Annotated in this window: 19 protein-coding genes; 6 read left to right on the forward strand and 13 right to left on the reverse strand. The window is 70.1% G+C overall.

Annotated features, from left to right (window positions below):
- Positions 1-17: 17 nt before the first annotated feature.
- Both IEZ11_RS36660 and IEZ11_RS36665 read right to left on the reverse strand, forming a co-directional pair.
- The gene (locus tag IEZ11_RS36660) at positions 18-2,315 is read right to left on the reverse strand and encodes an ABC transporter ATP-binding protein/permease (RefSeq protein ID WP_189267315.1); all 2,298 of its coding nucleotides are present in this window, start codon (positions 2,313-2,315) and stop codon (positions 18-20) included.
- Between the two features lie 215 nt (positions 2,316-2,530).
- Complete coding sequence (locus IEZ11_RS36665) at positions 2,531-2,845, reverse strand: DUF5132 domain-containing protein (RefSeq protein WP_189267316.1); 315 nt, start codon at positions 2,843-2,845, stop codon at positions 2,531-2,533.
- 432 nt (positions 2,846-3,277) lie between these two features.
- Here IEZ11_RS36665 and IEZ11_RS36670 point away from each other — a divergent pair, with 432 nt between their 5' ends.
- The gene (locus IEZ11_RS36670) at positions 3,278-4,618 is read left to right on the forward strand and encodes a type I glutamate--ammonia ligase (RefSeq protein ID WP_189267317.1); all 1,341 of its coding nucleotides are present in this window, start codon (positions 3,278-3,280) and stop codon (positions 4,616-4,618) included.
- Between the two features lie 141 nt (positions 4,619-4,759).
- Here IEZ11_RS36670 and IEZ11_RS36675 read toward each other — a convergent pair whose 3' ends face one another.
- From IEZ11_RS36675 to IEZ11_RS36705, 7 genes are all read right to left on the reverse strand, one after another.
- On the reverse strand, positions 4,760-5,299 hold the full coding sequence (locus IEZ11_RS36675) for a GNAT family N-acetyltransferase (RefSeq protein ID WP_189267318.1): 540 nt from the start codon (positions 5,297-5,299) through the stop codon (positions 4,760-4,762).
- Positions 5,296-6,465 (reverse strand): type III PLP-dependent enzyme, encoded by a 1,170-nt coding sequence (locus IEZ11_RS36680; protein WP_189267413.1) that lies wholly within the window; start codon positions 6,463-6,465, stop codon positions 5,296-5,298. Before IEZ11_RS36680 ends, IEZ11_RS36675 begins: the two co-directional genes overlap by 4 nt.
- 1,188 nt (positions 6,466-7,653) lie before the next feature.
- On the reverse strand, positions 7,654-8,145 hold the full coding sequence (locus tag IEZ11_RS36685) for a hypothetical protein (protein WP_189267319.1): 492 nt from the start codon (positions 8,143-8,145) through the stop codon (positions 7,654-7,656).
- On the reverse strand, positions 8,133-9,950 hold the full coding sequence (locus IEZ11_RS36690) for a hypothetical protein (RefSeq protein ID WP_189267320.1): 1,818 nt from the start codon (positions 9,948-9,950) through the stop codon (positions 8,133-8,135). The genes IEZ11_RS36685 and IEZ11_RS36690 overlap by 13 nt, the downstream gene beginning before the upstream one ends.
- A 444-nt stretch (positions 9,951-10,394) precedes the next feature.
- Positions 10,395-12,704 carry a site-specific integrase gene (locus IEZ11_RS36695; protein ID WP_189267321.1) on the reverse strand — a complete coding sequence of 770 codons (2,310 nt, stop codon included), beginning with the start codon at positions 12,702-12,704 and terminating at the stop codon, positions 10,395-10,397.
- Between the two features lie 14 nt (positions 12,705-12,718).
- Positions 12,719-13,066 (reverse strand): helix-turn-helix domain-containing protein, encoded by a 348-nt coding sequence (locus tag IEZ11_RS36700; protein ID WP_189267322.1) that lies wholly within the window; start codon positions 13,064-13,066, stop codon positions 12,719-12,721.
- A 4-nt stretch (positions 13,067-13,070) separates the two neighbouring features.
- Complete coding sequence (locus IEZ11_RS36705; RefSeq protein ID WP_373295016.1) at positions 13,071-14,231, reverse strand: tyrosine-type recombinase/integrase; 1,161 nt, start codon at positions 14,229-14,231, stop codon at positions 13,071-13,073.
- 522 nt (positions 14,232-14,753) lie between these two features.
- On the opposite strand from IEZ11_RS36705, the gene IEZ11_RS36710 reads away from it, so the two are divergent.
- From IEZ11_RS36710 to IEZ11_RS36730, 5 genes are all read left to right on the forward strand, one after another.
- Complete coding sequence (locus IEZ11_RS36710; RefSeq protein ID WP_189267323.1) at positions 14,754-15,923, forward strand: acyl-CoA dehydrogenase family protein; 1,170 nt, start codon at positions 14,754-14,756, stop codon at positions 15,921-15,923.
- 359 nt (positions 15,924-16,282) lie between these two features.
- Positions 16,283-17,341: a zinc-binding dehydrogenase gene (locus tag IEZ11_RS36715; protein WP_189267324.1), complete on the forward strand. Its 1,059-nt coding sequence runs from the start codon at positions 16,283-16,285 to the stop codon at positions 17,339-17,341.
- 43 nt (positions 17,342-17,384) lie between these two features.
- A complete protein-coding gene (locus IEZ11_RS36720) occupies positions 17,385-17,912 on the forward strand; it encodes a nuclear transport factor 2 family protein (RefSeq protein WP_189267325.1) in 528 nt (175 codons plus the stop codon).
- Entirely contained in the window at positions 17,909-18,745 is an 837-nt protein-coding gene (locus tag IEZ11_RS36725; RefSeq protein WP_189267326.1) for an NAD(P)-dependent oxidoreductase, read from the forward strand. The genes IEZ11_RS36720 and IEZ11_RS36725 overlap by 4 nt, the downstream gene beginning before the upstream one ends.
- Positions 18,746-18,842: 97 nt before the next feature.
- A complete protein-coding gene (locus IEZ11_RS36730) occupies positions 18,843-19,955 on the forward strand; it encodes an SDR family NAD(P)-dependent oxidoreductase (protein WP_229713584.1) in 1,113 nt (370 codons plus the stop codon).
- A 93-nt stretch (positions 19,956-20,048) separates the two neighbouring features.
- On the opposite strand, the gene IEZ11_RS51370 is transcribed toward IEZ11_RS36730, so the two are convergent.
- From IEZ11_RS51370 to IEZ11_RS36750, 4 genes are all read right to left on the reverse strand, one after another.
- Positions 20,049-20,489, reverse strand: a complete 441-nt coding sequence (locus tag IEZ11_RS51370; protein WP_229713585.1) for an alpha/beta hydrolase domain-containing protein — start codon at positions 20,487-20,489, stop codon at positions 20,049-20,051.
- A 179-nt stretch (positions 20,490-20,668) separates the two neighbouring features.
- Entirely contained in the window at positions 20,669-21,688 is a 1,020-nt protein-coding gene (locus tag IEZ11_RS36740) for an ABC transporter permease (RefSeq protein WP_189267328.1), read from the reverse strand.
- On the reverse strand, positions 21,685-22,659 hold the full coding sequence (locus IEZ11_RS36745) for an ABC transporter permease (RefSeq protein ID WP_189267329.1): 975 nt from the start codon (positions 22,657-22,659) through the stop codon (positions 21,685-21,687). The genes IEZ11_RS36740 and IEZ11_RS36745 overlap by 4 nt, the downstream gene beginning before the upstream one ends.
- Positions 22,656-24,227, reverse strand: coding sequence for a sugar ABC transporter ATP-binding protein (locus tag IEZ11_RS36750; protein WP_189267330.1), 1,572 nt, complete (start codon positions 24,225-24,227; stop codon positions 22,656-22,658). Before IEZ11_RS36750 ends, IEZ11_RS36745 begins: the two co-directional genes overlap by 4 nt.
- Between the last annotated feature and the right edge of the window lie 9 nt (positions 24,228-24,236).

A 24,236-nucleotide genomic window follows, 5' to 3' on the forward strand; every position in this document is an offset into this window, starting at 1 on the left:
GGGGACGGCTGCTGCGGTCAGGCGGCGGGTTCGCCGGCCTGGAGTTGCCAGAGGGATGCGTAGAGTCCGTGCCGGGCGAGGAGTTCCTCGTGGGTGCCCTGCTCGGCGAGGACGCCGCCCTTGTCCATGACGTAGATCCGGTCGGCGTGGCGGACCGTGGACAGCCGGTGGGCGATCATCAGCATGGTTCGGTCGGCCGCGAAGGCGCGGAGCGTGCGTTGGATGGCGGCCTCGGTCTCGTTGTCCACGGCGGAAGTGGCTTCGTCGAGGATCACGACCGGCGCGTTCTTGAGGATCGCGCGGGCCAGCGCGATCCGCTGTCGCTGGCCGCCGGAGAGCGCGGCACCGCGTTCGCCGATCACCGTGTCGTAGCCGTCCGGCAGCGTCGCGACGAAGGTGTGTGCCTCGGCCTTCATCGCCGCCTCGGTCACGGCCTCGTCCGATGCTCCGAAGCTGCCGTAACGGATGTTGTCGGCGACGGTGCCGTCGAAGAGGAAGGGGTCCTGGGCGACGAACCCGATCGCGTGGCGCAGGTCGTGCCGCGACAGCTCGCGCACGTCCCGCCCGTCGAGCAGCACGCTGCCGGTGTCCGCGTTCTGGAATCGCATCAGCAGTTTGGCGATCGTGGTCTTGCCGGAGCCGGTGGCGCCGACCAGGGCGGTGACCTGCCCGGCCGGGATGGTCATCGAGAGGTCCGCCAGCGCCGGTGGCCGGTCGGGGTAGGCGAAGGTCACCTTGTCGAGGACGATCTCCCCGCGCACCTTCCCGGCGTCGAGCGGTCCGCCGGTGCCGTTGGTCTCGACGGGGAGGGCACGCAGCCGCTGGACCCGGTCGTAGGCGGTGATCGTGCGCTGGTACTGGTCGACGATGCCGCCGAGCCGGTTCATCCGCAGCAGGACCATCTGGGGCAGCCCGATCAGCGGGCTGAACACCTCGAACGGCAGGCTGCCGTCGAGCACCGCCCGGCCGCCGATCAACAGGGTCCCGGCCATCGAACCGGTCGTACAGACCCGGACGATCTCGGCGTGGCGGATCGTGCTCCGGTCGGTGTGCCGGCTGCTGTCCTGGACCTCCTCGCTCAGCCGGTCGATGCGCTCGGCCTCGTAGTCCTCGGTGCAGAAGCTCTTGACGGTGGCACCGGCCTCCAGGGTGTTCACCAACTGGCTGTGCAGCCTGGCCCGGTGTTCGCCGGAGACGGCGTAGTCGGCCGCGACCTTGTCCTGGTAGTGGAACGACAGCCAGGCGATGACGGGGATGGGCAGGAACGCGATCCAGGCGATCTGTGGTGCCAGCACCAGGAACAGCGGCACCAGGAGGGCCAGACTGGTGCCGAGCTGCAGCAGGTCACCCGCCGAGGTGGCGAAGAAGGTGCCCAGTTGGCGGACGTCGTCGGTGAGCGCGCCGGCGATCCGGGTGGTCCGCTCGCCTTCCAGGTGCCGTAGTTCGAGGTGCTGGACGTGGCCGTACGTCCGGTTGCGCCAGTCGTGCTCGATGTCCTGGCCGAGTCGGCGCCACTGGAGGTTCGAGGCGTACGAGAGGCCCGCCACGGCGGCACAGGCGGCGGTCATCAGCCCCGCCAGCCCGAAGAGCTGGGCGGACGCGGTGGTCAGGCCGAGGCGGACCAGCGGAGCTGCCTGCCCCTTGATGAGGACCAGTCCGGTCCAGCCGAGGAAGGTACCGAGCGCGATCTCCGAGGCCTGGCAGGCGACGGACAGGGCAACGGCCTCGTAGAGACGGCGCCGGTGCGGTCCGACGATCTCCGCCAGGGGGTGGCGTTCGACGCCGGGCCCGGCCGCCTCCCGGGACGCGTCGCCCGTTCCGCGCCAGGCCTTCCGGAGAACGGCCGCGGTCGCCACGGCCACCCCGCCCACTGCCACCAGTTGCCTGCTCAGCGCCGACCCCTTGACCAGCGCGATCCCGGCCGCGACCCCGCCGCCGACGGCGAGCACCGGTCGCACGACCAGGCCGCGGTCCACCTGGGAGGCCGGTGCGGCCTCGGGTCGGGCCGGTGCCGGACGTCCCGCTCCGGTCGGATCCGCCGCGACCAGGGTGACGGCTCTGCGCACGATCCGGCCGACGTCCGTGGCACGCACCCGAGCATCGTGCCGGACGAGCACCCCGCCGGTGACCGGGTTGGCCCGGACCTCGGTGATCCCGGGAATGCGGCGCAGCGCGGCGGCGAGGATCTCGGCCGTCCGCGGCCGTCCGAGCACCAGCTTGACGTCCCAGCGCTGACGGCCCGGAGTGACCGAGCGCGGACTCACGTCCCATTCAGCGGAGCGGAATCCGGCCACGGCACCCAGTAGCGATGACATGTGTACGATCACCTGTTTGCGGAGGTCGCGGGTAATCCGTCGGTGGGCGCGGCGGAATTCGACGCACGGCGGATCACTGCGACGGAACGGAAAGCCCGAAGGAGGGCGGAGGAGCGGCCGAAAGGGCCCACGGCCGACCGCCGCGAGGACCCGTCTCCCCAGGTCGGCGGGAAGACGCGCTCAGGCGGCGGGCCGGGCCGCGCATCAGGACATCACTACGCCTTCGCGGCACCGGCGGTGGCGGTGGCACGGATCTTGGGAGTCCTGGCCTCGTCCTTCTCGCCGTGCGAGGCCGCGCCCTCGGTGGGCCGGTGGCCCTCACCGGCGGCGATCTGCGCCGCCACCATGTCGGCGGCCACCTCGACCGCGAGGTCGTGGATGTTCTCTCCGGCCTCTTGGGCCGCTTTCTTCACCTCCATGACAAGACCCACGGACGTCGTGACCACACCGCGCACCAGCGGCTTGAGGACACGCTTGGCCAGTGGCGCGACGATGAGACCGATCAGAAACGGCGGAACGACGGGCGGCATGATGCTCCAACTTCTCTACGCAGACGTATGACAGGGGACCCAGGGCACTGCGCACCCCGGAGCACGCACAGCGGGGAAGGCGAAGGCACCCGTTTCCGGAATTCTCGATAATCCCGTGCCGGACTCCCGCCGGGTTGAATTCCTTGTCGATGGGGTAAACCATCCGCTCATCGATCACGGTAGCCCAGTCATGACCATCGGGACCAAACGGTCTCGGCGGGTTTCACTCATGCGAGTGCTATCCACGTCCAGACCGCTACGGATTACAGTAGATGCACCCACCAAGCAGAGTGCTCTTCCCATTTACTTATTACTGGTTACCGCATTCGCGTACCGAACCCGGCACGCACCGCGGTCCGGCCGTTTCACGGACGAGTGAACTCCCGGCCGGGCGCTGGCGCACCGGCTGCCGCGAACGCCAGCATGGCCGGCATGGTCACCACGTACCCCCGAGCTGAGCGGGCCGCGCAGGCCCGGGAGGTCGAAGTCCAGCTCGCCGCCGACGGAATCGACGGGGTGGTGTTCGGCTGGGTCGACAACGCCGGGCTGACCCGGGTGAAGTCCGTCCCGCTGGCCCAGCTCGAACACGCCGCCGAGTACGGCGTCGGCGCCGTGCCCTGCTTCGACGTCTCCCTGGTGGACGACTCCTTCACCGCTGCGCCTTCGAGTACCGGGCCGGTGGGCGACCTGCGGCTCGTCCCCGACCTCGACCGGCTCACGCCGCTCGCCGCCCAGCCCGGCTGGGCCTGGGCCCCGGCCGACCGCTACACCCAGGACGGCACCCCGCACCCCGGCTGCCAGCGGCAGTTCGCCCGCCAGGTCACCGAGGCCGTCGAGCGGCGCGGGCTTTCGGTGCGGGCCGGGATCGAGGTCGAGTGGGTGGTGGCCGACGCTGCCGGGGCCCCCGCGACGGCAGGGCCCGGGTACGGGATGACCCGCTTCGTCGAGCACTCCGACTACCTGCGGGAGGTGCTGCGCGCCCTCACCGCCCAGGGACTGACCGTGCTCCAGCTCCATCCCGAGTACGCCGCCGGGCAGTTCGAGGTCTCGGTCGCCGCCGAGGGGCCGGTCGAGGCGGCCGACACCACGATGCTGGTGCGCCACACCATCCGGGCCGTCTCCGCCCGGCACGGCCTGCGGGTCTCGTACGCGCCCGTCTTCACCGAAGGCTCGGTCGGCAACGGCGCCCACCTGCACCTCAGCCTCTGGCGACAGGGCCGCAACCTCGGGCACGGCGGCCCCGGCCGCCACGGACTGCACCCCGACGCCGAGCAGTTCCTCGCGGGCGTACTGGCCGAGCTGCCCGCCCTGCTCGCCCTCGGAGCGCCGAGCGTCGCCTCCTACCTGCGGCTGGTCCCCTCCCGCTTTGCCGGGGCCCACCGCTGCTGGGGGCTGGAGAACCGTGAGGCGGCACTGCGCCTGATCACCGGCTCCGCCGCCGGGCAGGCCAACGCGGAGTTCAAGTGCTTCGACGCCGCCGCCAACCCGTACCTGGAGATCGGCGGCGTGCTGGCCGCCGGACTCGCGGGCTTGGACGCCGGCCTGTCCCTTCCGCCCGAGACCTCGAACGACCCCGCCGCCCTCGGCGCCGCCGAGCGCCTCCCGGCGAGCCTGCCGGAGGCGATCGACGCGTACGAGAAGTCCGCACTGCTGCGGCAGTCGCTCGGTCCCGAGTTGTACCAGGCGGTGCTGGCCGTACGGCGGGCGGAGGCGGAGCTGTTCGGGATGCACACGGATGCGGACGTCATCGAGGCCGTTCGCTGGCGTTACTGAGGAGCATCGGCTCTGTTCCTCCGGCTCCCCGTCCACGCGTTGCGGCCCCGGAAGGTGTGGGGCAGATACCTGGCCATACCCGTGCCCCAGGTGGCGTAGGCGGTACTGCTGCCGGGACCGGCGACGGCCCCGGCATTCTGATCAGCGGTGCTGCTGCGGCCGTCCGGCGGCAGCGGGTTCCAGCGGCTTCGCCATGTAGACCGCCTCGGTGCCGTAGCTCGCGGGCAGCACGATCTCGGGCCGGGCACGGTAACCCAGCCGGGACCACAACGCCTCGGAGCCGCGCACGGCGACCAGTGAGAGGGTCCGGTAGCGGGCCGCCTGCCCCGTCTCCTCCAGATGGCGCTGCATCCGGCGGGCCAGGCCCCGGCCGCGCGCCCGCTCGGCGATCACCAGGTCGTGGGTGTGCAGGTTGCTCCCCTGGTCGCCCTCCGGTACCGCGCCGTCCTCGGCCACGCTCAGGTCCGGGCAGCGGAACAGCGGGTACGGCAGTGCGAGCAGGTAGCCTCCGAGGCCGCCCGCGTGTTCCAGCACGAAGCAGGTCGAGGGCGAGGCGCGGTGCCGGGAGCGCAGCGCCTCCCGGCCCTCGGACAGGCCGCTCGCGGCGTAGGCGCGTTCCTCCAGCGCGACCACCTCGTTCCAGTCCTCCTCCCGGAACCGCCGGATCCGGGTGTCGGTCATGCGCCTGCTCCGTCCGGAGCCGGGCCGCCGACGCAGGTGTACGGCAGCGGCGCGAAGCCGTTGAACCCCCGGGTGGCGTAGGCGCTGGCGTACGCGCCGCAGGAGTGGACCCACACCGGGTCGCCGGAGGCGATCGCGCCCGGGACCCGTACCAGGCCCTCCTGGGCGTACGCGTCGTCGCTGTCACAGGTCGGGCCCGCCACCACGGCGTCGACGAACTGCCCGCCGGAACGGGTGGGGAACTCCAGGCGGTACTGCAACTGGTCCATCTCGTAGAGGCCGTTGAACTTGCCGCAGCTCAGGTAGAGCCAGTCCTCGCGGGTGCCGTCGAGCCGGCGTCGGGAAGAGAGCCGGGCGACATGGGCGCGGATCGCGCCGTGGTCGGCGACCAGGTGGCGACCGGGCTCCAGCAGGAAGTCCAGGGGAACGGCGTTGACGGCACGCAGCCGTTCCATGCCCTCGCGGATCACCATGAACATCTTGTCCAGCGGCGGTTCCAGCGGCCGGCCTCGCCGGTCGAGAACGCCGAGGGCCGGCAGTCCGCCGCCGAGGTTGATCCGGTCCGGGGTGATGCCACGCCGGTCGAGCGCCTCCAGGACCGCCGCCAGCATGTCGATCCCCGTGACCCAGGCCTCGGGGGTCATCTGCTGGGAGCCAACGTGCACCGACAGGCCGGAGGGCACCAGCCCGGCGCTCCGGGCGGCGCCGAGCACCCGCGGGGCGTCCTCCGGCGAGCAGCCGAACTTGCGGCTCAGGCCCCACAGCGCGCCCTCGCCGGTGGTCGCCAGCCGGCAGAACACCCGGGAGCCGGGGGCGTGTTCGGCGATCGCGCCGACGTCCTCCAGGCAGTCGGTGGCGAAGTCGCGTACGCCCAGCCGGTAGGCCTCGGCGATGTTGCGGTCCGACTTGACGGTGTTGCCGTAGTGGATCAGCCGGGGGTCCGCCCCGGTGCGCAGCGCCTGGGCGATCTCCTGCGGGCTCGCCGCGTCGAAGCCGGAGCCGAGCCGGGCGAGGTGGCCGAGCACCTCGTCCACCGGGCAGGCCTTCATCGCGAACCGGACGGCGACGCCGGGCAGTTCGGCGCACAGCGCGGCGTACTGACGGCCGATGCCGTCCAGGTCGTAGATGATGGTGTCCTCGACGGCGGCGGCGAGCGCGGCGCGCAGGGCGGGGTGGTCGTGCCGGTCGGGGACGGACGGGGCGGACGTGTGCGCGGTGGCCGGCGCGGTCGGGGTGCGGTGGCCGGTTCTGCCATGGTCGGCCGTCCGACGCGGTTCGGCGATCTGGCGCACGTCGGTGGTCTGAGGCCTCACGTGTGAACTCCCGGTCCGACTGGAGGGACGATGCCGCGGGCTTGCCGGCCCGCACGAGATGAAGCGAGGGAGTCCAGAGGTCGGCTGTGACGCCTGACCTGGACTCCCTCCACGCCGCACTCTATGCACTTCCGGAGCCACCCCCGCACCCGCTGAACGGTGCGCGGCCCGCCTGCCGCCTTCGCGCTGACCGGCGCAAAGGCCGAGGTGTCCCCCGATCCCAGTCCCGCAGGGTGCCGCCGGGCAGCCGCGGCGCACCTTGTGCCACCGCTCGGCATACAGAACCACCCGAACGACGTCGATACGGGCATCCACGACCTTGACGATCACGTACCAACGGATACGGCAGGCTGATCGGTCCCTCGACGGGCGCAGAACATGACTGTCCCAGCCGCACGCTCGATCGACCCGACCACCGCAATGACCCGATGCCGCGCGGCTCAGCCCGTGATCCTCCCACCGCTGCGATCACGGCTCGTCACGGCAGCGCGGATCCGTCGGCGTGGACTCGGCGGGCCATGACCGCCCACAGGCTGCCACCGAAGAGGTCCGAACGCCCTTGGCGGTCTGCTCTGCTCACCCTGCGGCAAGGGGACGAACGCGCCGCGGAGAACACCCCGTTCAGCGACCTTGCCCGGCCAGACCGCATCCAGCCAGTCGGACTCGGGCCGACCAGAAGCCGACAGGTTCGCGGATTCTTGAAGGCCCAAGGCGGCGAACTGGTCGGCCATCTGAAGGTCGAGATGGCGATCGTCCAGCCGGTTGACGCACCAGGCGCTCGGAAGGGTTCAGGTCGGCCGATGGTCAGGCTCCGGCGCGAGTTCGGTCGCGTCCCGCCCGAGCCGCTCTATCTCGTACCTGAAGATGAGCGGCGACGCGAGGCAGGGCCTTGATCTCGACGAGTGCGGCGGGGCCCTTCAGATGGTCCGGTCCTTGGCCTCCGAAGCCCACGCGACCTCATCGCGTACGGGCGAAGCTGTCGGGGCCCCGGGGAATCCACGATGACTTCCCCGGGGGCCCCGGCTTATGGGATTGCCGTGTTTAGCTGCGAGGCGGCTGATATTCCGGGCGCCATCCGACGGACAGGCCCCAGTGGACTCCGGCGCTGGCCGTTATCGTGATTTTCACGTCTTTCTTGCTGCTGCCCAGACCGATCTCGTTGTAGGTCGTTGCGGGTGTGGCCGCGCACGGGACGGTGTATGTGGCCAGTTTTCCGATGACTATGGTTGTTTTCCCTTCACCGTTGCATTCGGTGGCTACAGCGACCGTCCCGGCCTTGATGTTCTCGATCACGGCCACCTCTTGCGGCCCTGTCCGGTTGGCCAGGCGGACGAGGGCCTTGGCCGAGCCGGAGATGTCGGGTGGAGTTTTCGTCACATCAACGACAGGGTCGCGATCAGATGGGGTTGCGGAGACGCTGGAAGCTTTCTTCGGTGAGTCCTGGCTTTTTTGTGCCGTGCAACCCGAGCTGAGTGGAATGCCCGCAGCCAGGGCGATCGTCAAGGCCGCGTGGGCCTTCGTCAGCTTTGCCACGTGTACCAGCCGACCGTGTATGGGGTGTAGGAGATGATTGTTGACTTCGCGCTGGTGGTGCAGTTGCTGTACAGGATATAGCTCGTGCCTGTGATCTTGCGCCGCCAGACGCCGTACTTGGCGCTGACGGTCTTGTGCGGCGGGATGGTGGCGGTTATCGAGTTGCCCAGTTTCGCGGTCAGTGACGCGGAGAAGTTGATGCCGTACGTGGCTTCCTGACGCGAGACGAGTTCGTTGAGTGAGACCTTCAGTGATCCGCTGAGACTGATGCCGACGGTTCCTGTGGCTTCAGCGCTGAACGTGGTGGTCTCGTTGTTGCTGGTGCCGTTGTAGTTGGACTGGTAGGGGCCGATGGCGTGGATGTATCTGCCCCCAAGAGAGGTGGGCTTGTAGATGCTCTCCCGGTCGCAGTACAGACCATTGGGGTCGTTGCCGCTCGGCTCGTCTGTAGGGGCCGCCGGCTCGGAGCTGGCAGCGGCAGGGTCCGTAGGCTCGTCGGTCAGGTCCGTCTCGGAGGGATCGACCGGGGGGACTGTCGTCAGGGCACCGCTGTCGTCGTTGCCGTCGATGGAGAACCAGCCCTCCAGGTCGACGATGAGCTGGATGGTTCCAGTGCTGCCGTTGTAGATGCTGACCGCGCCCTGGTCGCCGGGCTGAGCGATCACCAGGTCGGAGGTTGAGGTACTGGCCTGGAAGGAGTCCACGGAGGTGTCGGTCGGCATGGGCTGCCCGGTGGGCCACACCCGCAGGTAACCGGGGTTCTGCTGGCCGGTCGTGGTCAGATTGAGCGCTGCCGCGCCGAAGGACGTGGGGATGCCGTCGTGGTCGGCCACCGTCACGCTGACACTGCCGCCGGCCGGGATGGCAGTGGACGAGCGGGTGTCAAGCAAGCGGTCCTGAACGGCAGTGAAGACGCCGCCGCCCGAGGCGGCTTGGGTGAAGTAGCCGTAGACGTCCAGGACGACATCGATCGACTGCGTGGTCGACCCGTTCTTCAGGGTGATCTGACCGTCACTTCCGACCGGGATGACCGCACCCTGCGAAGTGGTGACGCTCTTGTAGTCCATGACCGGCTGCCCGGTCGAACCGCCGGACGCGTAGGCGTACAGGCTGCCGTCGTCTCCCGATGCGGGGACGATGAGGTTCGCGTAGACGGACGCCTCACCGGTGACACCGGCCATGCCGTCGATCTGGACGTTCAGTGTTCCGCCGGGGGCGATCTTCGCCTCCGGCGCTCCGGTTCCGTTGCGGGTGTCCAGGAGCCGGCTCTGCGAGATGGGAACGTACCCGCCGGGCGAGGTGGCGCCGTCACCAGAGGTGAAGTATCCGCTGACGTCCACGACCAGATCGACGGTGCCGCTGTTGTTGTAGACGTCGACCTTCCCGTTCGGTGCGACCGCGACGATCGCTGCGTTGCTCGTGGTGTCGCCGCTTGAGTAGTTGACCGTCGAGCCGGGAGTGGGCCTGGTCGTTCCGTCGGGCCACAGCTCCAGGTAGCTGCCGTTGGCCGTGGCGTTCACGGCCTTGACGACCAGCGACACCGCCGAGACTCCGGAGGACGGAACCCCGCCCACGCCCGCCACCTGGAAGGACGTGGTGGAGGCCGCGCCGAGCGTCGCGCTGACGCCGAGGGATGAGCGAGTGTCGACGATCTTCGAAGAAGGCGAGACGGGGAAGAACCCACCATTGGAGACGGTACTGGCACCCGCGTGCGCCAGGCTCCCCAGGCCGAGCCATGCGAGTGCCGAGAAGAGTACGACGGCCAGTGCCAAAGGTCTGTGCCGGGTACGTCTGGCTTGAAACATCTATGAACCCCCCACGCTTTCGTGGACCTCATCCCGACGATGGATCATGTCCGATTTCAGCGGAGCGTAAGGATCTTGCTTGAACGGTCAATGATCATCAACTCAAGGAAGTGCAAAGACTGCGACGTGTGAAGGGCTCTGAGCTGCACGAATCAATCACTCCGACACCCGTCCGAAGCGCCACGGGACTCCACGCTTGGGTCCACGGGCGGAAGTTGCCCACTACAGGGGCAAGGAGTTTGCCTATAGCGTGCCCCCGCCGGGCAGCTTTGACCAAAGCACGCGCACACCCTCAACCAGCCTCAAAGGAAGGCTAGTTGCAGCCAATCTGTCAACTCTTGAGAGTCGGAGCTGTCTGGCTTCCCAATGACGATTGTCAAGCCGTCGTCGCTACGGTTCGTGAAGCCTCATAACGCTCTCCGTCGCGGATCATGGCCCACAAGCTCAGGGCGTGATTGGGTCGGGCTGGCTGCGGTGCGGGTGCGCGGCGTGGATGTATTTCATGGCGGTGCGGGGAGAGAGGCCGAAGAGGCGGATGATGTGGAGGGGGTCGTCGGTGTGCTGGGCCTCGTTAAGGATGCGGTCCACGCGCAGGCGGCCGGTCTGGTGGTCGTGGGCGCGCAGGGGTTTGTTGATCGCCTGGATCGACACTGGGGGTTGGGTGTCGTCGGTGGCGGTGCGGGTGGTGACCAGCAGGTAGGGGTTGGTGGTGGCGGGCCAGCGTCGGTAGCGTTCGGCCAGCCACTGGCGTGCCAGGCGGTAGGTGAGTTCGTCCAGGTAGACGATATGGACGGGCTTGCCGGTGCGGCGCACCAAGAGGGTGGCGCGGCTGTGGTCGAGGTCGTCCAGCAGCAGATGGCGCTGGTCGTGGGTGCTCAGAGCGTGCACGGCGGCGAGCACGAAGCTGAGCCGGTCGCGGACGCGGGGGAGGCGGTCGAGAGCGCCGCGCAGCATGTCGTCGGCCAGCGGCCGCGGCAGCACGACAACTGCGGTCAGGGAGACGGCGCGGGCCGGGTCGCGGAAGATGAGTCTCTCCCGTTTGAGGGCGCGGAACAGCGAGCGCAGGGCGGTGGCCAGGGACTTGACGGCTTCTCCCTGGACCGGTTCGAGGGTCTGCTCGATGTGGGCACGGGTGACGGCCCGCAGATCGGTGACTCCGTCCTCATACCAGGTCTGCAGCGCGGGTGCGGCCAGGCGCAGGTAGGAATAGACGGTTGACGGGGCGAGCGGCCGGCTGGGGCGTGAGGCCGTGCCGCACAGGACGTCGATCCACCGGTTGAGCGGGCCGCGGAACGGGACGGGGGCAGCGTCGGCGAAGTGCCGGGCTCGGGCCAGAGCCGCATCAGAGCGCCGGTCTGGGGCCAGGCGTCCGGTCAGCAGGAGGTAGTTAATGACGCGGGCGCCATGGAAGTGAGTGCGGCGGGCGATCAGCCGCACGTCCTCCTCAGGCAGCGGGGCGTCGGCTCCGAGGTGGGCGAGCAGGACGCGCAGGGTGCGGATGCTGCCGCTCATGCGGCCGGCGTCCCAGCCGCGGCTCTTGATGTGGGCGACGAACTCGTTCAGCAGGATCCGGGCGGCCGGGGTCAGAGCCGGGAGATGTCGTTGGTCCAGGCGGGTCCAGTCGCGTGGCAGGTGGAAGAGCTCCAGCTGGCCCGGCTGGACGAGATGTTCGGAGACAGGGCGGGCGGCGCGCGAGGCACGGATGGCTTCGCGGCACTTGCGCTGGAGACGGCGGCGTCCGTAGAGGCCGCCTCGCTTGCTGCGCGGGGCAAGGGGGCCGCCGAACCAGAGTTGGTCGCCGCCGTCCAGGCGGATGCCGTCGAGGTCGTAGTCGGTCTCCGCGACGGTGAGCACGCAGCGCCGGCAGTGGTCGTCGCGCAACGGCAGCAGCCGGCCGCACCGGTGACACGGGGCCGCCTGGCGGCCGGCGCCCCAGTCCAGACAGGGCGCGCACCGCTGGTCCCGCTCGTTCGTCCAGGCCAGGCACTCGCGGCAGCTACCCAGACTGGCGGACATCCAGGAGGGCACCAGCCGCAGCCGCGGCGGCGCGAGCAGCCCGGCCCGCTTCAACGCCTCGTGCAGGGTGGGTGCCATCTGCGGAAGATCCGCGAGCGTCTCGGGGCGCACCAGGCGCCCATCCGGGGTCCTGGCGGCCAGCGCGAGCCGCGCGCCCTCCTCGGTGTGGAAGTGCCAGGTCTGCCCCACGCGGCGTTCCGCGGCCATCTCATCGAGCACCGCCTGGACTGCGAGGAAGTCGGGGATGGTCCGGCCCCGGATGCGCTTGCCGTGGGCGCGGGTGAAGGTCCTGGGCCAGGGTGCGAACAGCCCGAGCTGGCCGGGGACTTCCTCCACGCACACCGCGGGGTCGTCGAGGGCCGCCGGTACCCGGCCGCGGGCCCACGGCGCGAGCCCGTGCCGCGGGCCGGTGACGGCGCTGTTGCGCAGCGGGTTGCTGTTCAGCGCCAGTCCCTCGATGCGCACGGCCAGTTGCAGCGGCCGCCCGGCGGGCAGGTCGCGCCGTTCGAACTCGGCATGCATCCACGCCGGGTCCTGACCGAGCCGGACCGCGATCCGGCATCCCCGGCAGGTACCGTCCGCGCCGACGATCCCCGCCCAGCCGCACCGGCGGCAGACGGCCTCGCGCAGCCCTCCCTGAGCCCTCGGGTAGCGGCCACAGCGGCACTCGTAGCACAGGCCGGAGCCGGTGATGGTGCCCCAGGTCGCGCACAGCCCGCACGAGCCGGGACTGTTCACCCGTGCCCTCCTGCTCAGTTCGGCGGCAGGCGCCGCACCGCGCCCTTGCCGCCGCTCTGCTTCGGCACCGGCCGCCCGCCGCTTCCCGCACCCGGGCCCTGGCCGACCACCCGCTGCCCCTCCTGCTCCCCCAATTCGCTTCCGGCGAGCGGCTCGGCCTCCAGCAGATCGGCGACCGTGCACGTCAGCGCAGCGCAGATCATGTCGAGATCGTCCAGCCGCACCGTCACCGGCTGGGCCGACCACAGCGCGCACACCTTGCTCAGCGACGGGGTGAACCCGACCGCCTCAAACGCGGTCTTCAGGTCACTGGGCCGCCAGATGTCCTGCCTGGCCGCCACCCAGCGCAGATTCCACTTCACGCCCTCACGTCTCCCCGCTCAGCCGGCGCACCGTGCGCCGGGACGACTCCAGACTGGCCCGCTCCGGGTCCGCCTTCGCACTCGCCAGATAACCGACCGTCGTGGTCGGCCAGGTATGCCTAAGCAGCACTTGAATGTCCCAAAGCGGCATCCCCGACTCGTAGTTGTGCGTCGCGCAGGCGTGCCGCAGCAGATGCGGGAACAGCACCGTCACCGTGCCCTTCAGATGGGCGAGCGAAGCCCGGCGCAGCGACCGGCGGAAGGTGTCGGCGCAGATCGGCGGCGCGATGGCCACCTCGGCACCCAGCGCGGTCGGCAGCCGCTCGGAAGGAAACAGCGCAGCGTACGGGTCCAGCGCATCGTCCGGGAACAGGCCCCGGATCTCCTCGATGTACCACCACAGCAGCTCGCGGCCCTCCGCGAACATGAACGCCTCGCGCTCGCGCGGGCCCGACCCGCGAGCGCCCTTGCCCTTGACGAGGAAGCGGCCCCACTGGCCGCTGTCCCAGTGCAAGTCACCCAGCCTCACCAGGCACAACTCCGTTGCCCGCATCCCGGAAATGTAGGCGATCTTGGCCATCACGTAGTTGCGGACCGCGACCGGATACTTGCGCGCCGAGCCCAGTTCCTGGCGCCACGCGGCGAAGAACGCCGTCATCTCCGCGCGCGAGGGCGGGATCCGCAGCCCGAAGTCCCCGCGGTGCCGAGGCCGGTTGAAGGCATCGACCGGCGACTCCACCACCGCCCCGAACCGCCGCCGGATCTCCCCGGCGTACCGCTGTTCGAGGAACGAAAAGTACAGATCGATGCTGGTGATCTTTTTGCGGACCGTGGTGTGACCGCGTTTGCCCGCCCCGGCGAAGTACTGGTCCAGCTGCCGCGACGACAGCTCCCAGGGCAGGACGTCATAGAAGGTGCACACCTCGATCACCGGCTGCACCAGACGGTTCAGCGTCGTCGGCGCGAGCCCCGCCACATCCCGCGCCCAGCAGTACTCCGCGAGCGTGTCCTGATAGAGCGCCTGCTCCGCCTCCCGCGACGACGGGTGAACACCGCGACGCTGCAGAGTCAGGACGTCGGCCAGGCCCTCCTCCTGCCCGGGAGGCTGGCCTGGCAAGCCGCGCCCGCTGATCAGCGAGAAGCGGCGGGTATCGGAATCCACCACGGAAACGCAAATTACGGAAGCAGCTCCTGGAATCTACGAGCTACTGATAGAACTTCACCCTTTCGAGTGGACGACACTCCCAATTCCTCAGCCAGCACGAACAGCTCGAACGCTGGGTTGCCGGGTGAGGTCGAACCTGTCGGTACTCCAGTTGGGACGTTCCTCGCCTCGGGTGCGTTTCCCCGTCGGGTGAGGTTGGCGGGGTCGCCCGTGTCCGAGGTGATGCCCGTCTCGTTGCCGTAGCAGGTTGATCAGCTGGCGCGGGAGGCGGGTCGGATGGGCTGTGCTGAGGTGCTGCGGCTGTTCGGGGAGCGGCAGGCCTCCTGTCACAGCGGGCGGGCGGACAGCTCCCGGGTCGCGTACGTCCGGGGTTGAGGGACACCACCCGCGCCGGCACCGAGACCCACGCGGCGGCCGGCCTCACCCGAGCGTTTCGATGTCTGGCCACGAGGAGCGCCGTGCGGTGCCCCGGCCCGCAGATGTCTCCGAACGATGTTTCGCCCCCGACAGCTGGAAGGTGCCATGAGCGCGCGTCGTCTGTTACCGAACGATGAGTCCGTTGCCCTCATCAGGCTGGTCCGGAAGCTGGCAGCCGATGAACTCGCGGCGCGCGTGGATGTCGATGAGGCGAACGAGGCGTTCCCTCGTGACGTCTTCAGGCTCCTCGGACGCGTCGGCCTGCTCGGTCTGCCGTACTCCGAGACATACGGCGGCAGCGGCCTGTCCTACGAGGTGTACCTGCAGGTTGTCGAAGAGATCGCGTCCGTGTGGGCAACAGTCGGCGTAGGTGTCTGCGTGCACGTGCTGTCGTGCTTCGGCCTGGCGACGACGGGCAGCGAGGAGCAGAAGCAGGAGTGGCTGCCCGCGATGCTCGGTGGGGAGCTGCTGGGCGCCTACTGTCTCTCGGAGCCGCACGCCGGCTCGGACCCGGCAGCGCTGCGGACCCGGGCCCGTCTGGACGGCGACCACTACGTCCTGAACGGCGCGAAAGCATGGACGACCCATGGCGGCCACGCGGACTACTACAAGGTCATGGCCCGCACCTCGGAAGACCGCACGGGTATTTCGTGCTTCATGATCCCCGCGGACACCGAGGGCCTCACCGCTGATGTGCCCGAACGCAAGATGGGCCTCACCGGGTCCACGACGGCGACCATGGTCCTCCGGGACGTCCGTGTCCCGGTCGAGCGGCGTATCGGTGCCGAGGGCGACGGCCTGCGTATCGCTCTCGCGGGCCTGGATTCCGGCCGTCTCGGTATCGCGGCCGTCGCGGTCGGTCTCGCCCAGGGCGCTCTCGACCACGCGGTCGCCTACGCACGCGATCGCGAGACGTTCGGATCACGCATCATCGACCACCAGGGAGTCGCGTTCCTGCTCGCCGACATGGAGGCCGCGGTCTGTTCGGCGCGTGCCGCGACCCTCCATGCCGCCCGGTTGAAGGACGCGGGGCTGCCGTTCAGTCGTGAGGCGTCGGTCGCGAAGCTCGTCGCGACCGACAACGCGATGCGTGTCACCACTGATGCGGTGCAGATCCTCGGCGGGGTCGGCTACACGCGCGACTTCCCGGTCGAACGGTACATGCGTGAGGCCAAGCTGACTCAGATCTTCGAAGGCACGAACCAGATCCAGCGTATGGTCATCGGCCGGTCACTCGCCAAGTCCAACAGTGGCGATCTCACCCTGGCCCCTTGAGTCCTGGCTGCAGGCAGTGAGTCCCGTGGACCGCTCCGTCGTCCGTCCGTTCCTTGCCCGCAGCGACAACGCCGCCCTTGAGGTCGACCAGCCCCCAGCCGCTGGAAGACGGGCGGCACCGGGGCCCGAGCCCCGGCAGCGACGAAGACCTCGTTCCCACCGGCCCTGCTCGCGCTCCGCGCCCCGCTCTCACGTGCCACGGGAGGTACCCACCCATTCGTCGGAAATAAACTTCTCTTTTGAAGTTAATCGACCTCTCAGTCTTGAAAACCGGCTTCTCATATTGGCCCTGCCCTCGGTACAGTCCCTCACGGCACTCCCTCCGAGGCGGTATGGCGAGAGGCGAAAAGAGGAGAGACATGCGTGCTGCGGTACTCCGCGCAGGCGCTGTGGAGACGCGTGTGATCGGTGATCCGGTCCCCGGGCCGGGACAGTTGCTGGTGCGAGCGCTCGCCTGTGGAATCTGCGCATCGGATCTCCATTTCATGGATCATCCGGAGGCAGGCGCCGAGGACGACAGCGGAATGTCGACGTACGACCAGGACGTCGACATCGTCATGGGCCACGAGTACTGCGCCGAAGTCGTCGGTTACGGCCCAGGTACCGAGCGCCGGATCCCGCTCGGCACAAGGGTGAGTTCGTTGCCGGTCCTGACCACGCCGGGCGGCCGGAAGATCATCGGTCAGAACCCCGAATCACCGGGCGGGTTCGGCGAGTACTTCCTGCTGACCGAGGCCGCCGCCCGGACGGTGGTCTCCGATCTGCCGAGCGAGGTGGTGTGCGTCGCCGACGCGATCGCGGTCGGCTGGTCGGCCGCGGCCCGGGCTCGGGTGACCACCAGGGAAATGGCACTGGTGGTCGGCTGTGGCGCGATCGGCCTCTCAGTGATCGCTCACCTCAGACACCTCGGCCGTGGCCCTGTCATTGCGGTCGACTTCATGGCCTCGCGACGCGAGACGGCGCTGGCCATGGGGGCGGACGCCGTCGTCGATCCTGCCGAGGCCTCCCCTTTCCAGGCATGGCGTGACCTGGCTCGCGCACCGGCCGAGTCGGCGGCGCGGGGAGTGGGAGCGGCCGGTCTACCGGGCTGCGTGGTGTTCGAATGCGTCGGCGTCCCGGGGGTTCTCGACTCGATCATCAGGGGGTGCGAGCGCGGTACCCGCATCTTCTCGGTCGGCGGACCGCCGGAGGGCGAGCGTCTCCACACGCTCACCGCCAAACGCAAAGGGCTCAACATCCAGTTCGGCGGCGGCCCGTCGCCCGTCCACTGGGACGAGGCGTTCGACGCGGTCTGCTCGGGGAGTCTCGACGTCACGCCCATGCTCGGCCGGACCGTGGCACTCGACGACGTACCCGCCGCGCTCGACGCCGCACGCGACGCCGACGGCCCGGTCCGCATCGTCGTCGTCCCCGGTTGAAACGCGCCGCGCAACGCAACACGTGTCGAAAGGCTGGGTCCTCGTGAGCGAGACGGACGAACTCCGCACCATGGTCGACCTGTTGGCGTCGAAGGTCCGCGCCCTGGAGGACCACTTGGAGATCACGCAGCTCGTCGCCCAGTACGGGCCCGCTGTGGACAGCGGGTCGGGAGACGCTGCTGCGGACCTGTGGACCGACGGCGGTACGTTCGACGCGGTGCCCCAGCTCCGCATGCGCGGACGCGAGGACATCAGTGGCATGGTGCACGGCAGCGGTCACCAGAGCCTGATCAACAACGGCTGCGGCCATGTCCTCACCGTGCCGCACATCACCGTCGACGGTGACGAGGCGACCGGCCGCAGCTACGCGCTCAACATCCGCTGGGACGCCGAAGCCGACCGCTTCTGGGTGGCCCGGGTCTCGGCCAACACCTGGCGCTGGGTGCGCACTCCAGAGGGCTGGCGGATCCGTGAACGTGTCAACGCCAACCTGGACGGCACCGCCGATCACCGCGCGATGCTGGCGCCTTTGGAGACCGGCGGCCCCTCTCGTCATCCGGCGGGACGATGAGGATCGGATTCATCGGTCCGGGCCGCATGGGCCGGCCGATGCTCGAACATCTGACGGCCGCGGGGCACGAGGCCACTGTCCTGGTACGCCGCCCGCAGGCTCGGGCAGCGGCCGAGGCGGCCGGGCTGGACTGGGCCGACACCGTGGCAGCGACCGTGCGCGACGCGGACGTCGTGTTCGTCGTCGTCCTGACCGACGAACAGGTGCGCTCGGTGTGTCTCGGACCGGACGGCGCGATCGAGGCCATGAAGCCGGCGGCAACCCTCGTTCAGCACACGACATCTGACCCGGCGACCGCTCGACTCCTCGCCGACGCGGGCGTACACCGTGGGATCAAAGTCGTCGATGCCGCCCTCTCGGGCGGTCCGCACGATGTCGTGGCGGGTCGGCTCACCTTGTGGGTGGGCGCCGACGAAACGGCCCTGGACGAGGTGCGTCCGCTGCTTGAGACATACGCGTCACCGATCCTGCCCGTGGGGCCGGTCGGCAACGGCCAGCGTGTCAAGCTCGTCAACAACGCGCTGTTCGTGGCGCAGTTGGGGCTCGTGGTCGACGCCGTACGCCTCGCGGACTCACTGGGGCTTCCGGAACAGACCCTGCTGGCCGCCGTACGGCACGGCAGCGGGACGAGCCGGGCGCTCGGTGTCGTCGCACACGGAGAAGGGGGAGTCCAGGCGCTCGCGGACCGCCTCGGGGATCTGATGCGCAAGGACGTGACCGTGGTACGCGAAGTCGCCCGGAACGCCGGGGCCGACCTCGGGATCATCGGAACCGTCCTGTCCTCGGACGCGGTCGAGAAGACGGTGCTCGACCGGGCACGGACCGTGCGGTGACAGGTGCCTCTCTCGCCCCGCGCGACCGGCGCGTCCCGGGTCCCCACCCCGGCGGCGAGACGGACAGGGAACGGCTGTCGACGGCGATGCGCGAGCGATGCGCGAGCGATGCGTCTCGACCTCAGTCGGCGAACGATTCGTTGTCCGGCCCGACACCGATCTTCGTCACTCCGGTGCCGACCTCGACATCATGGCCCGGCTGGGCGTGGCCCGGATCGACACCGTGCGCCTTGACCCGGACCTCGGACGCGGTCCGACGTACCGGGAGGACTCGGTGGACCGGACGGTGCCGGGCCGTGGTGGGCTTCCGCTGGCGGCGATCCTCGCGGCGCTGCCCCGGAACGTCGTGATCGGCCTCGAAGTGCCCATGCCGTCGGCGGGCCCACCACCATGTTTCGAGGAGGAAGACGTGACAACACCTTTCCAGGACGCATACGGTCCATGGGCCGTCATCGCCGGGGGATCCGACGGAGTGGGCGCCGCCTTCGCGCACAAGATCGCCTCCAGGGGCCTGAACGTCGTGCTCGTGGCCCGGCGCGTACCCGTGCTGGAGGAGTCCGCCGCCGAGATCCGGGACGCATACGGGGTCGAGGTGAGGACGGCGGCACTCGATCTCAGCGCGCCGGACGCCGTCTCGGCACTCGTGAAGGCCACCTCCGGTATCGAGGTCGGACTCTTCGTGTTCAACGCCGGCGCCGACGACACCAGTTGTGCGTTCCTGGACAAGCCCGTCGAGGCCCACGGTTCACTGGTCCAGCGCAACTGCACCGCGGTGATGGAGGCGGCCCACCGCTTCGGTGCCCCCATGACGGCACGTGGACGCGGTGGAATGGTGCTCGTGACATCCGGCGCCGCCTGGGCCGGTGGCGCGGCGCTGTCCGTGTACGGGGCGACGAAGGCGTTCGACCTCATCCTGGCCGAGAGCCTGTGGGCGGAGTGGCACGAAGCCGGCGTGCACGTCCTGGGCCTGGTGCTCGGCCGGACCGACACCCCCTCCTTGCGGAGGACCATGGACGTCGACGGCGACATGGCGTCCGGCGGGCTCGCCGACCCGGACGACGTGGCCGAGACGGCGCTGGACCACCTGGCCGACGGTCCCGTCTGGATCCATGGCAGCGCCGACCCGACCGGCGGCTCTCCACTGGGCTCGCTGCGCCGCCGCGACGCCGTGCTCCTCATGAGCCGGCCCAGGCCAGTGAAGACCGAATGAAGTCACGGGACAGCGGACGAGCACACGAGAGGCGCGGCCGTGCCGGACACCGTCCGGCCTCCGCGCCGGCTGCTCGGGCCGGCGCGGCGCCGTTCACCCGGTGTCAGCCACCCGCTGCGGAGCCGCCCGCGGCCCTGACGGGGGCGTGGGCGTCGGCGGGCCGAAGAGGGTGCAGTTGAGCGAGCCCTCCTGCCCCAGGCCGGACAGGGTCGCCACCGGGGCGTCCACCGAGGACGTGCGGATACCGCCCTTGACGTTGCCGTCGGCGTCGGCGTCGAGCACGAGCGCCGGGGTCGAGCCGCTCGTGCCGATCTCCAGCCTTGGCGCCGGCGCCGGTGCCACGCCGGTCCTCGACCATGTACCGAGGGCGTGTACCGCCGCTTCCAGCACGTAGGGGGCCTGGCCCGCGTTGATCGGCGTGTTGCGGGTGACCTCGGGGTGGGTGGGATCCGGGGTCGACGGCGGGTGATGCAGGTCTCCGCATACGCGGTCCCGCAGGAGACCGGCGCCGGGGACGCCGCCCCGGCCGCACACCCGCGATCGGATCTGAGGGTGGTCTCCTGGCGCCGTCCGGGAGAGCGGCGGGAACCGGAATGGTCGGGTCCCTCTGCCCTCGCCGTCGCCGGTGCAGGGAGTATCCCACCGCCCGGAGAGAGTCCTGACACGTCGCGGGCAACGCGACCGGCGACGCGCGCGTGCGGGCCCTCGGCGTTTCAGATGCGGTCGCGCAGCCGCCTTTCCCGGCCGTAGAGCCCGACGACGACCAGGATCAGCCCACCGGTGATCATGTCCTGTGCGGCCGACGACAGTTGGTTGGCGCTGAGCAGCAGGGCGACCACCGACAGCACCAGCGCGCCGAGCACCGTACGCCAGTAGTCGCCGCGCCCGCCGAACATGGTGCCGCCGACGATGACCGCCGCCAGGGACTGGAAGAGATAGGGGTCGCCGATCGTGACGTTGCCCGAGCCCGAGTAGCCCGCCAGCAGGATGCCCACGCAGGTGGCGAGCACCGCGCTGGCTACGTACGCGTAGATCCAGGTGCGGTTGACCCGCACCAGGGCGAGCCGGGCCGCCGACTGGTTGACGCCGGTCAGGTAGAGGTTCCGGCCGGCCCGGGTGCGGGTGAGCACCAGGCCGATGACGATCGCCACCACCGCCCAGATGACGACCACCGGCGGGATGCCGATGCCGAAGGTGGTGCCGTTGGCGGCGGTCAGCGTGCCGAGCCACGCCGGGGCGACGCCGGTGGCGGAGCCGTTGATCCACTTCAGCACCAGACCGGACAGCAGCGCGCTGACGCCCAGCGTCACGATGAGCGGCTCGACCTTGAAGCGGTACGACAGCACTCCGTTGACGAGTCCGCCCAGCACGCCGACGGCGAGCGCGACCGCCACCGCGGCCCCGGTGGACCAGTGGTCGGTGCCGCACAGTTCGGCGATGATGACATTGCCGGCCGAGATGAACGCCGCGATGGAGAAGTCGATCCCGCCCACCAGGACGACGATGGTCTGCCCGGCGCCCGCCAGCCCCAGCAGGGAGGCGTTGACGAGGATCGCGTAGAGCACGCGCTGCGAGCCGAAGCCCTCGATGGTGCTCAGGCCGTAGACGTACAGCGCGGCCAGGGCCAGCAGTTGGAGCAGCGGGACCCGGCGCTGCCACTCGTTGAGCGTGTGGAGCAGGGGAACCCCGCCCTCTCCCGTCGTCGGGTCCGCGACCGCGGTGTCTGTGGTCATGCGACGGCCCTCCTGCGGGCGTTGGTCAACACGGCGCCCACGACCACGGCGAAGAGCAGCATCGCGCCGTAGATCGCGGTGGACCACAGGGTGGACACCCTCACCACGTTGAGCAGGTTGTTGATCAGGTAGATGCTCGCGGCGCCGAGCAGCGAGCCGAGCAGGGAGCCCCGGCCGCCGGCCAGCGAGGTGCCGCCCAAAGCCACCGCGGCGATGGCGAGCAGGGTGTACTGCGCGGACATGCTGGCCGCGCCCTCGCTGATGAGGGACATCAGGGCGATTCCGGCGATGCCCGCGTAGAGCCCGCCGAGGGAGTAGGCGGCGATCCGGACCTTCGGTACGTTCACACCGGCGGAGAAGGCGGTGGCGTCGTCGCCGCCGACCGCGTACAGCGCCTTGACGAACGGCGTCCGGGACAGAGCCCACCAGATCACCAGCGGGGCGCCGATGGTCAGCAGCGCGCCGGGAACCGGGCCGAAGGAACCGGCCAGGTCCTTGGTCCACGAGGTGCTGCCGGAGGGGACGGTGTCGCCCTGGACCTGGGTGGCCAGGCCGCCGATGACGATGTTGGCGCAGAGCGTGGCCACGACCGGCTGGAAGCGCAGTACGGCCACGAGCACGCCGTTGACCGCGCCGATCGCGGCGCCGATCGCCAGGCAGACGGGGATCACCACGAAGGGCGAAGTGAGTCCGTTCGGGAGCAGGTTCGCCACGATGACGATGTCGATCAGGGTCAGCAGCGGGCCGATCGAGATGTCGATGCCGCCGCCGCCCGAGAGGATCGCCGGGGTGCTGGCCATCGCCGCGACGGCCAGCGGTGCGAAGGACGCGAGCACCGCCGCCCAGTTGCCGAAGGCCAGGAACGCCGGCTGGAGGGCGGTGTTGACCACCAGCAGGAGCAGTGCGAGCAGCCCGGCGAACGCGTACGGGCGCTTGCCGAGCAGGCCCCGCAGGAAGTCGAGGGCATTCATGAGTCACCATCCGGGGAGGCGGAGCCGGCGACCGATGAGGTGACCGTGCGGCCGAAGAACGCGGCGACCAGGGACTGACGGGTCAGGGACGGGCGGTCGAGGGTCGTGGAGTGCGAGCCCTCGCGGAAGACGAGGACGCGGTCCATGAGCTCGATGTGCTCGTCGACCTCCGTCGAGAGCATGACGACCGCGACACCGCGTGCGGTCAGCTCGTCGAGGAGGGCGTAGATGTCGCGCTTGGCGCCGATGTCCACGCCCCGGGTGGGGTCGTTGAGCAGGAGTACGTCCGGGCGGCGGGCGAGCCAGCGGGCGATGACGACCTTCTGCTGGTTTCCGCCGGACAGGGTGGTGATGGGGTCGGACTCGCGGCCCATCCGGACCTTGAGGCCGGACCGGTACTCCGCGAAGCGGCCCAGCGCGGAGGCCCGCGACAGCAGCCCGAAGCGGGTGTCCTTGTCCTGGGTCGCGGCCGAGAAGTTCTCCCGGATGGAGAGCGTCCCGAACAGGGCCTCGCCGCGCCGGTCGCGCGGTACGTACCCGATGCCGGCCGCTGCCGCCCGCTGTTCCGAGCGGATCTCGGTCTCGCCGCCCACCTCCACCCGTGCGACGGACCCCGCACCCGCGGGACCGTGCCACAGCGCGTTGATGAAGGCGTCCTGGCCGTGGCCCTCAAGCCCGGCCAGGCCGACCGTCTCTCCGGCCCGGAGCTCGAAGTCGACCGGGTCGGCGTCCGGACGGAGCCTGAGCCCGCGCACCCGCAGCAGTACCGGCGCGTCCGCGGCGGGGCCGCTGCGGTGCGCCGGCGCGCCGCCCTCGGGGATGTCGGTGAGGTGTTCGGCGCCGGTCATGAGGCGCACCAGCTCGGCCGTGGTGGCGTCGGCGGCCTCCAGGGTGGCCACCGACTCGCCCGAGCGCAGGACGGACACCCGGTCGGAGATCGCGTCGACCTCGTCCATGCGGTGGGAGACGAACAGCACGGCCATGCCTGCCGACCTGCGCCGGGCGAGAGCCTCGAAGAGCCGGTCCCGGGTGGCCACGTCGAGCGCGCTGGTGGCCTCGTCCAGGATCAGCACCCGGGGCTCGCGGACCAGCGCGCGGGCGATGCCGCAGGCCTGCCGGTCGCTCAGCGAGAGCTGTTCGACCGGAGTGTCCAGGTCGGGTGCCTCGCCGAGCAGTTCGCCCAGTACGGCGGCGGCCCTGGCCCGCTTGTCCGCCTCGGAGATCTTCCGCCGGAAGACCCCGTCGGCGCCGAGCCAGACGTTCTCCAGCACCGAGCGGGGGCCGACCACCAGAACCTCCTGGTAGACGGCCATCACACCGGCCGCGATCGCCGCCGCGGGCCCGCCGAGGCGGACCGCACGGCCGCCGACCCGGTAGCCGCCGGAGTCCGGGGCGTGCACCCCGGTGAGTATCTTGACCAAGGTGCTCTTGCCGGACCCGTTCTCGCCCATCAGGGCATGGACCTCGCCCGCCAGAAGCCGGAGCGAACAGGACCGCAAGGCCCTGGTCGCCCCGAACGACTTGGCGAGACCGGTGACTTCGAGGGCCACCTGGCTCTGCTCGCTCAACGTACTTGC

The sequence above is a fragment of the Streptomyces fuscichromogenes genome, from assembly GCF_014645815.1.
Taxonomy (GTDB): domain Bacteria; phylum Actinomycetota; class Actinomycetes; order Streptomycetales; family Streptomycetaceae; genus Streptomyces; species Streptomyces fuscichromogenes.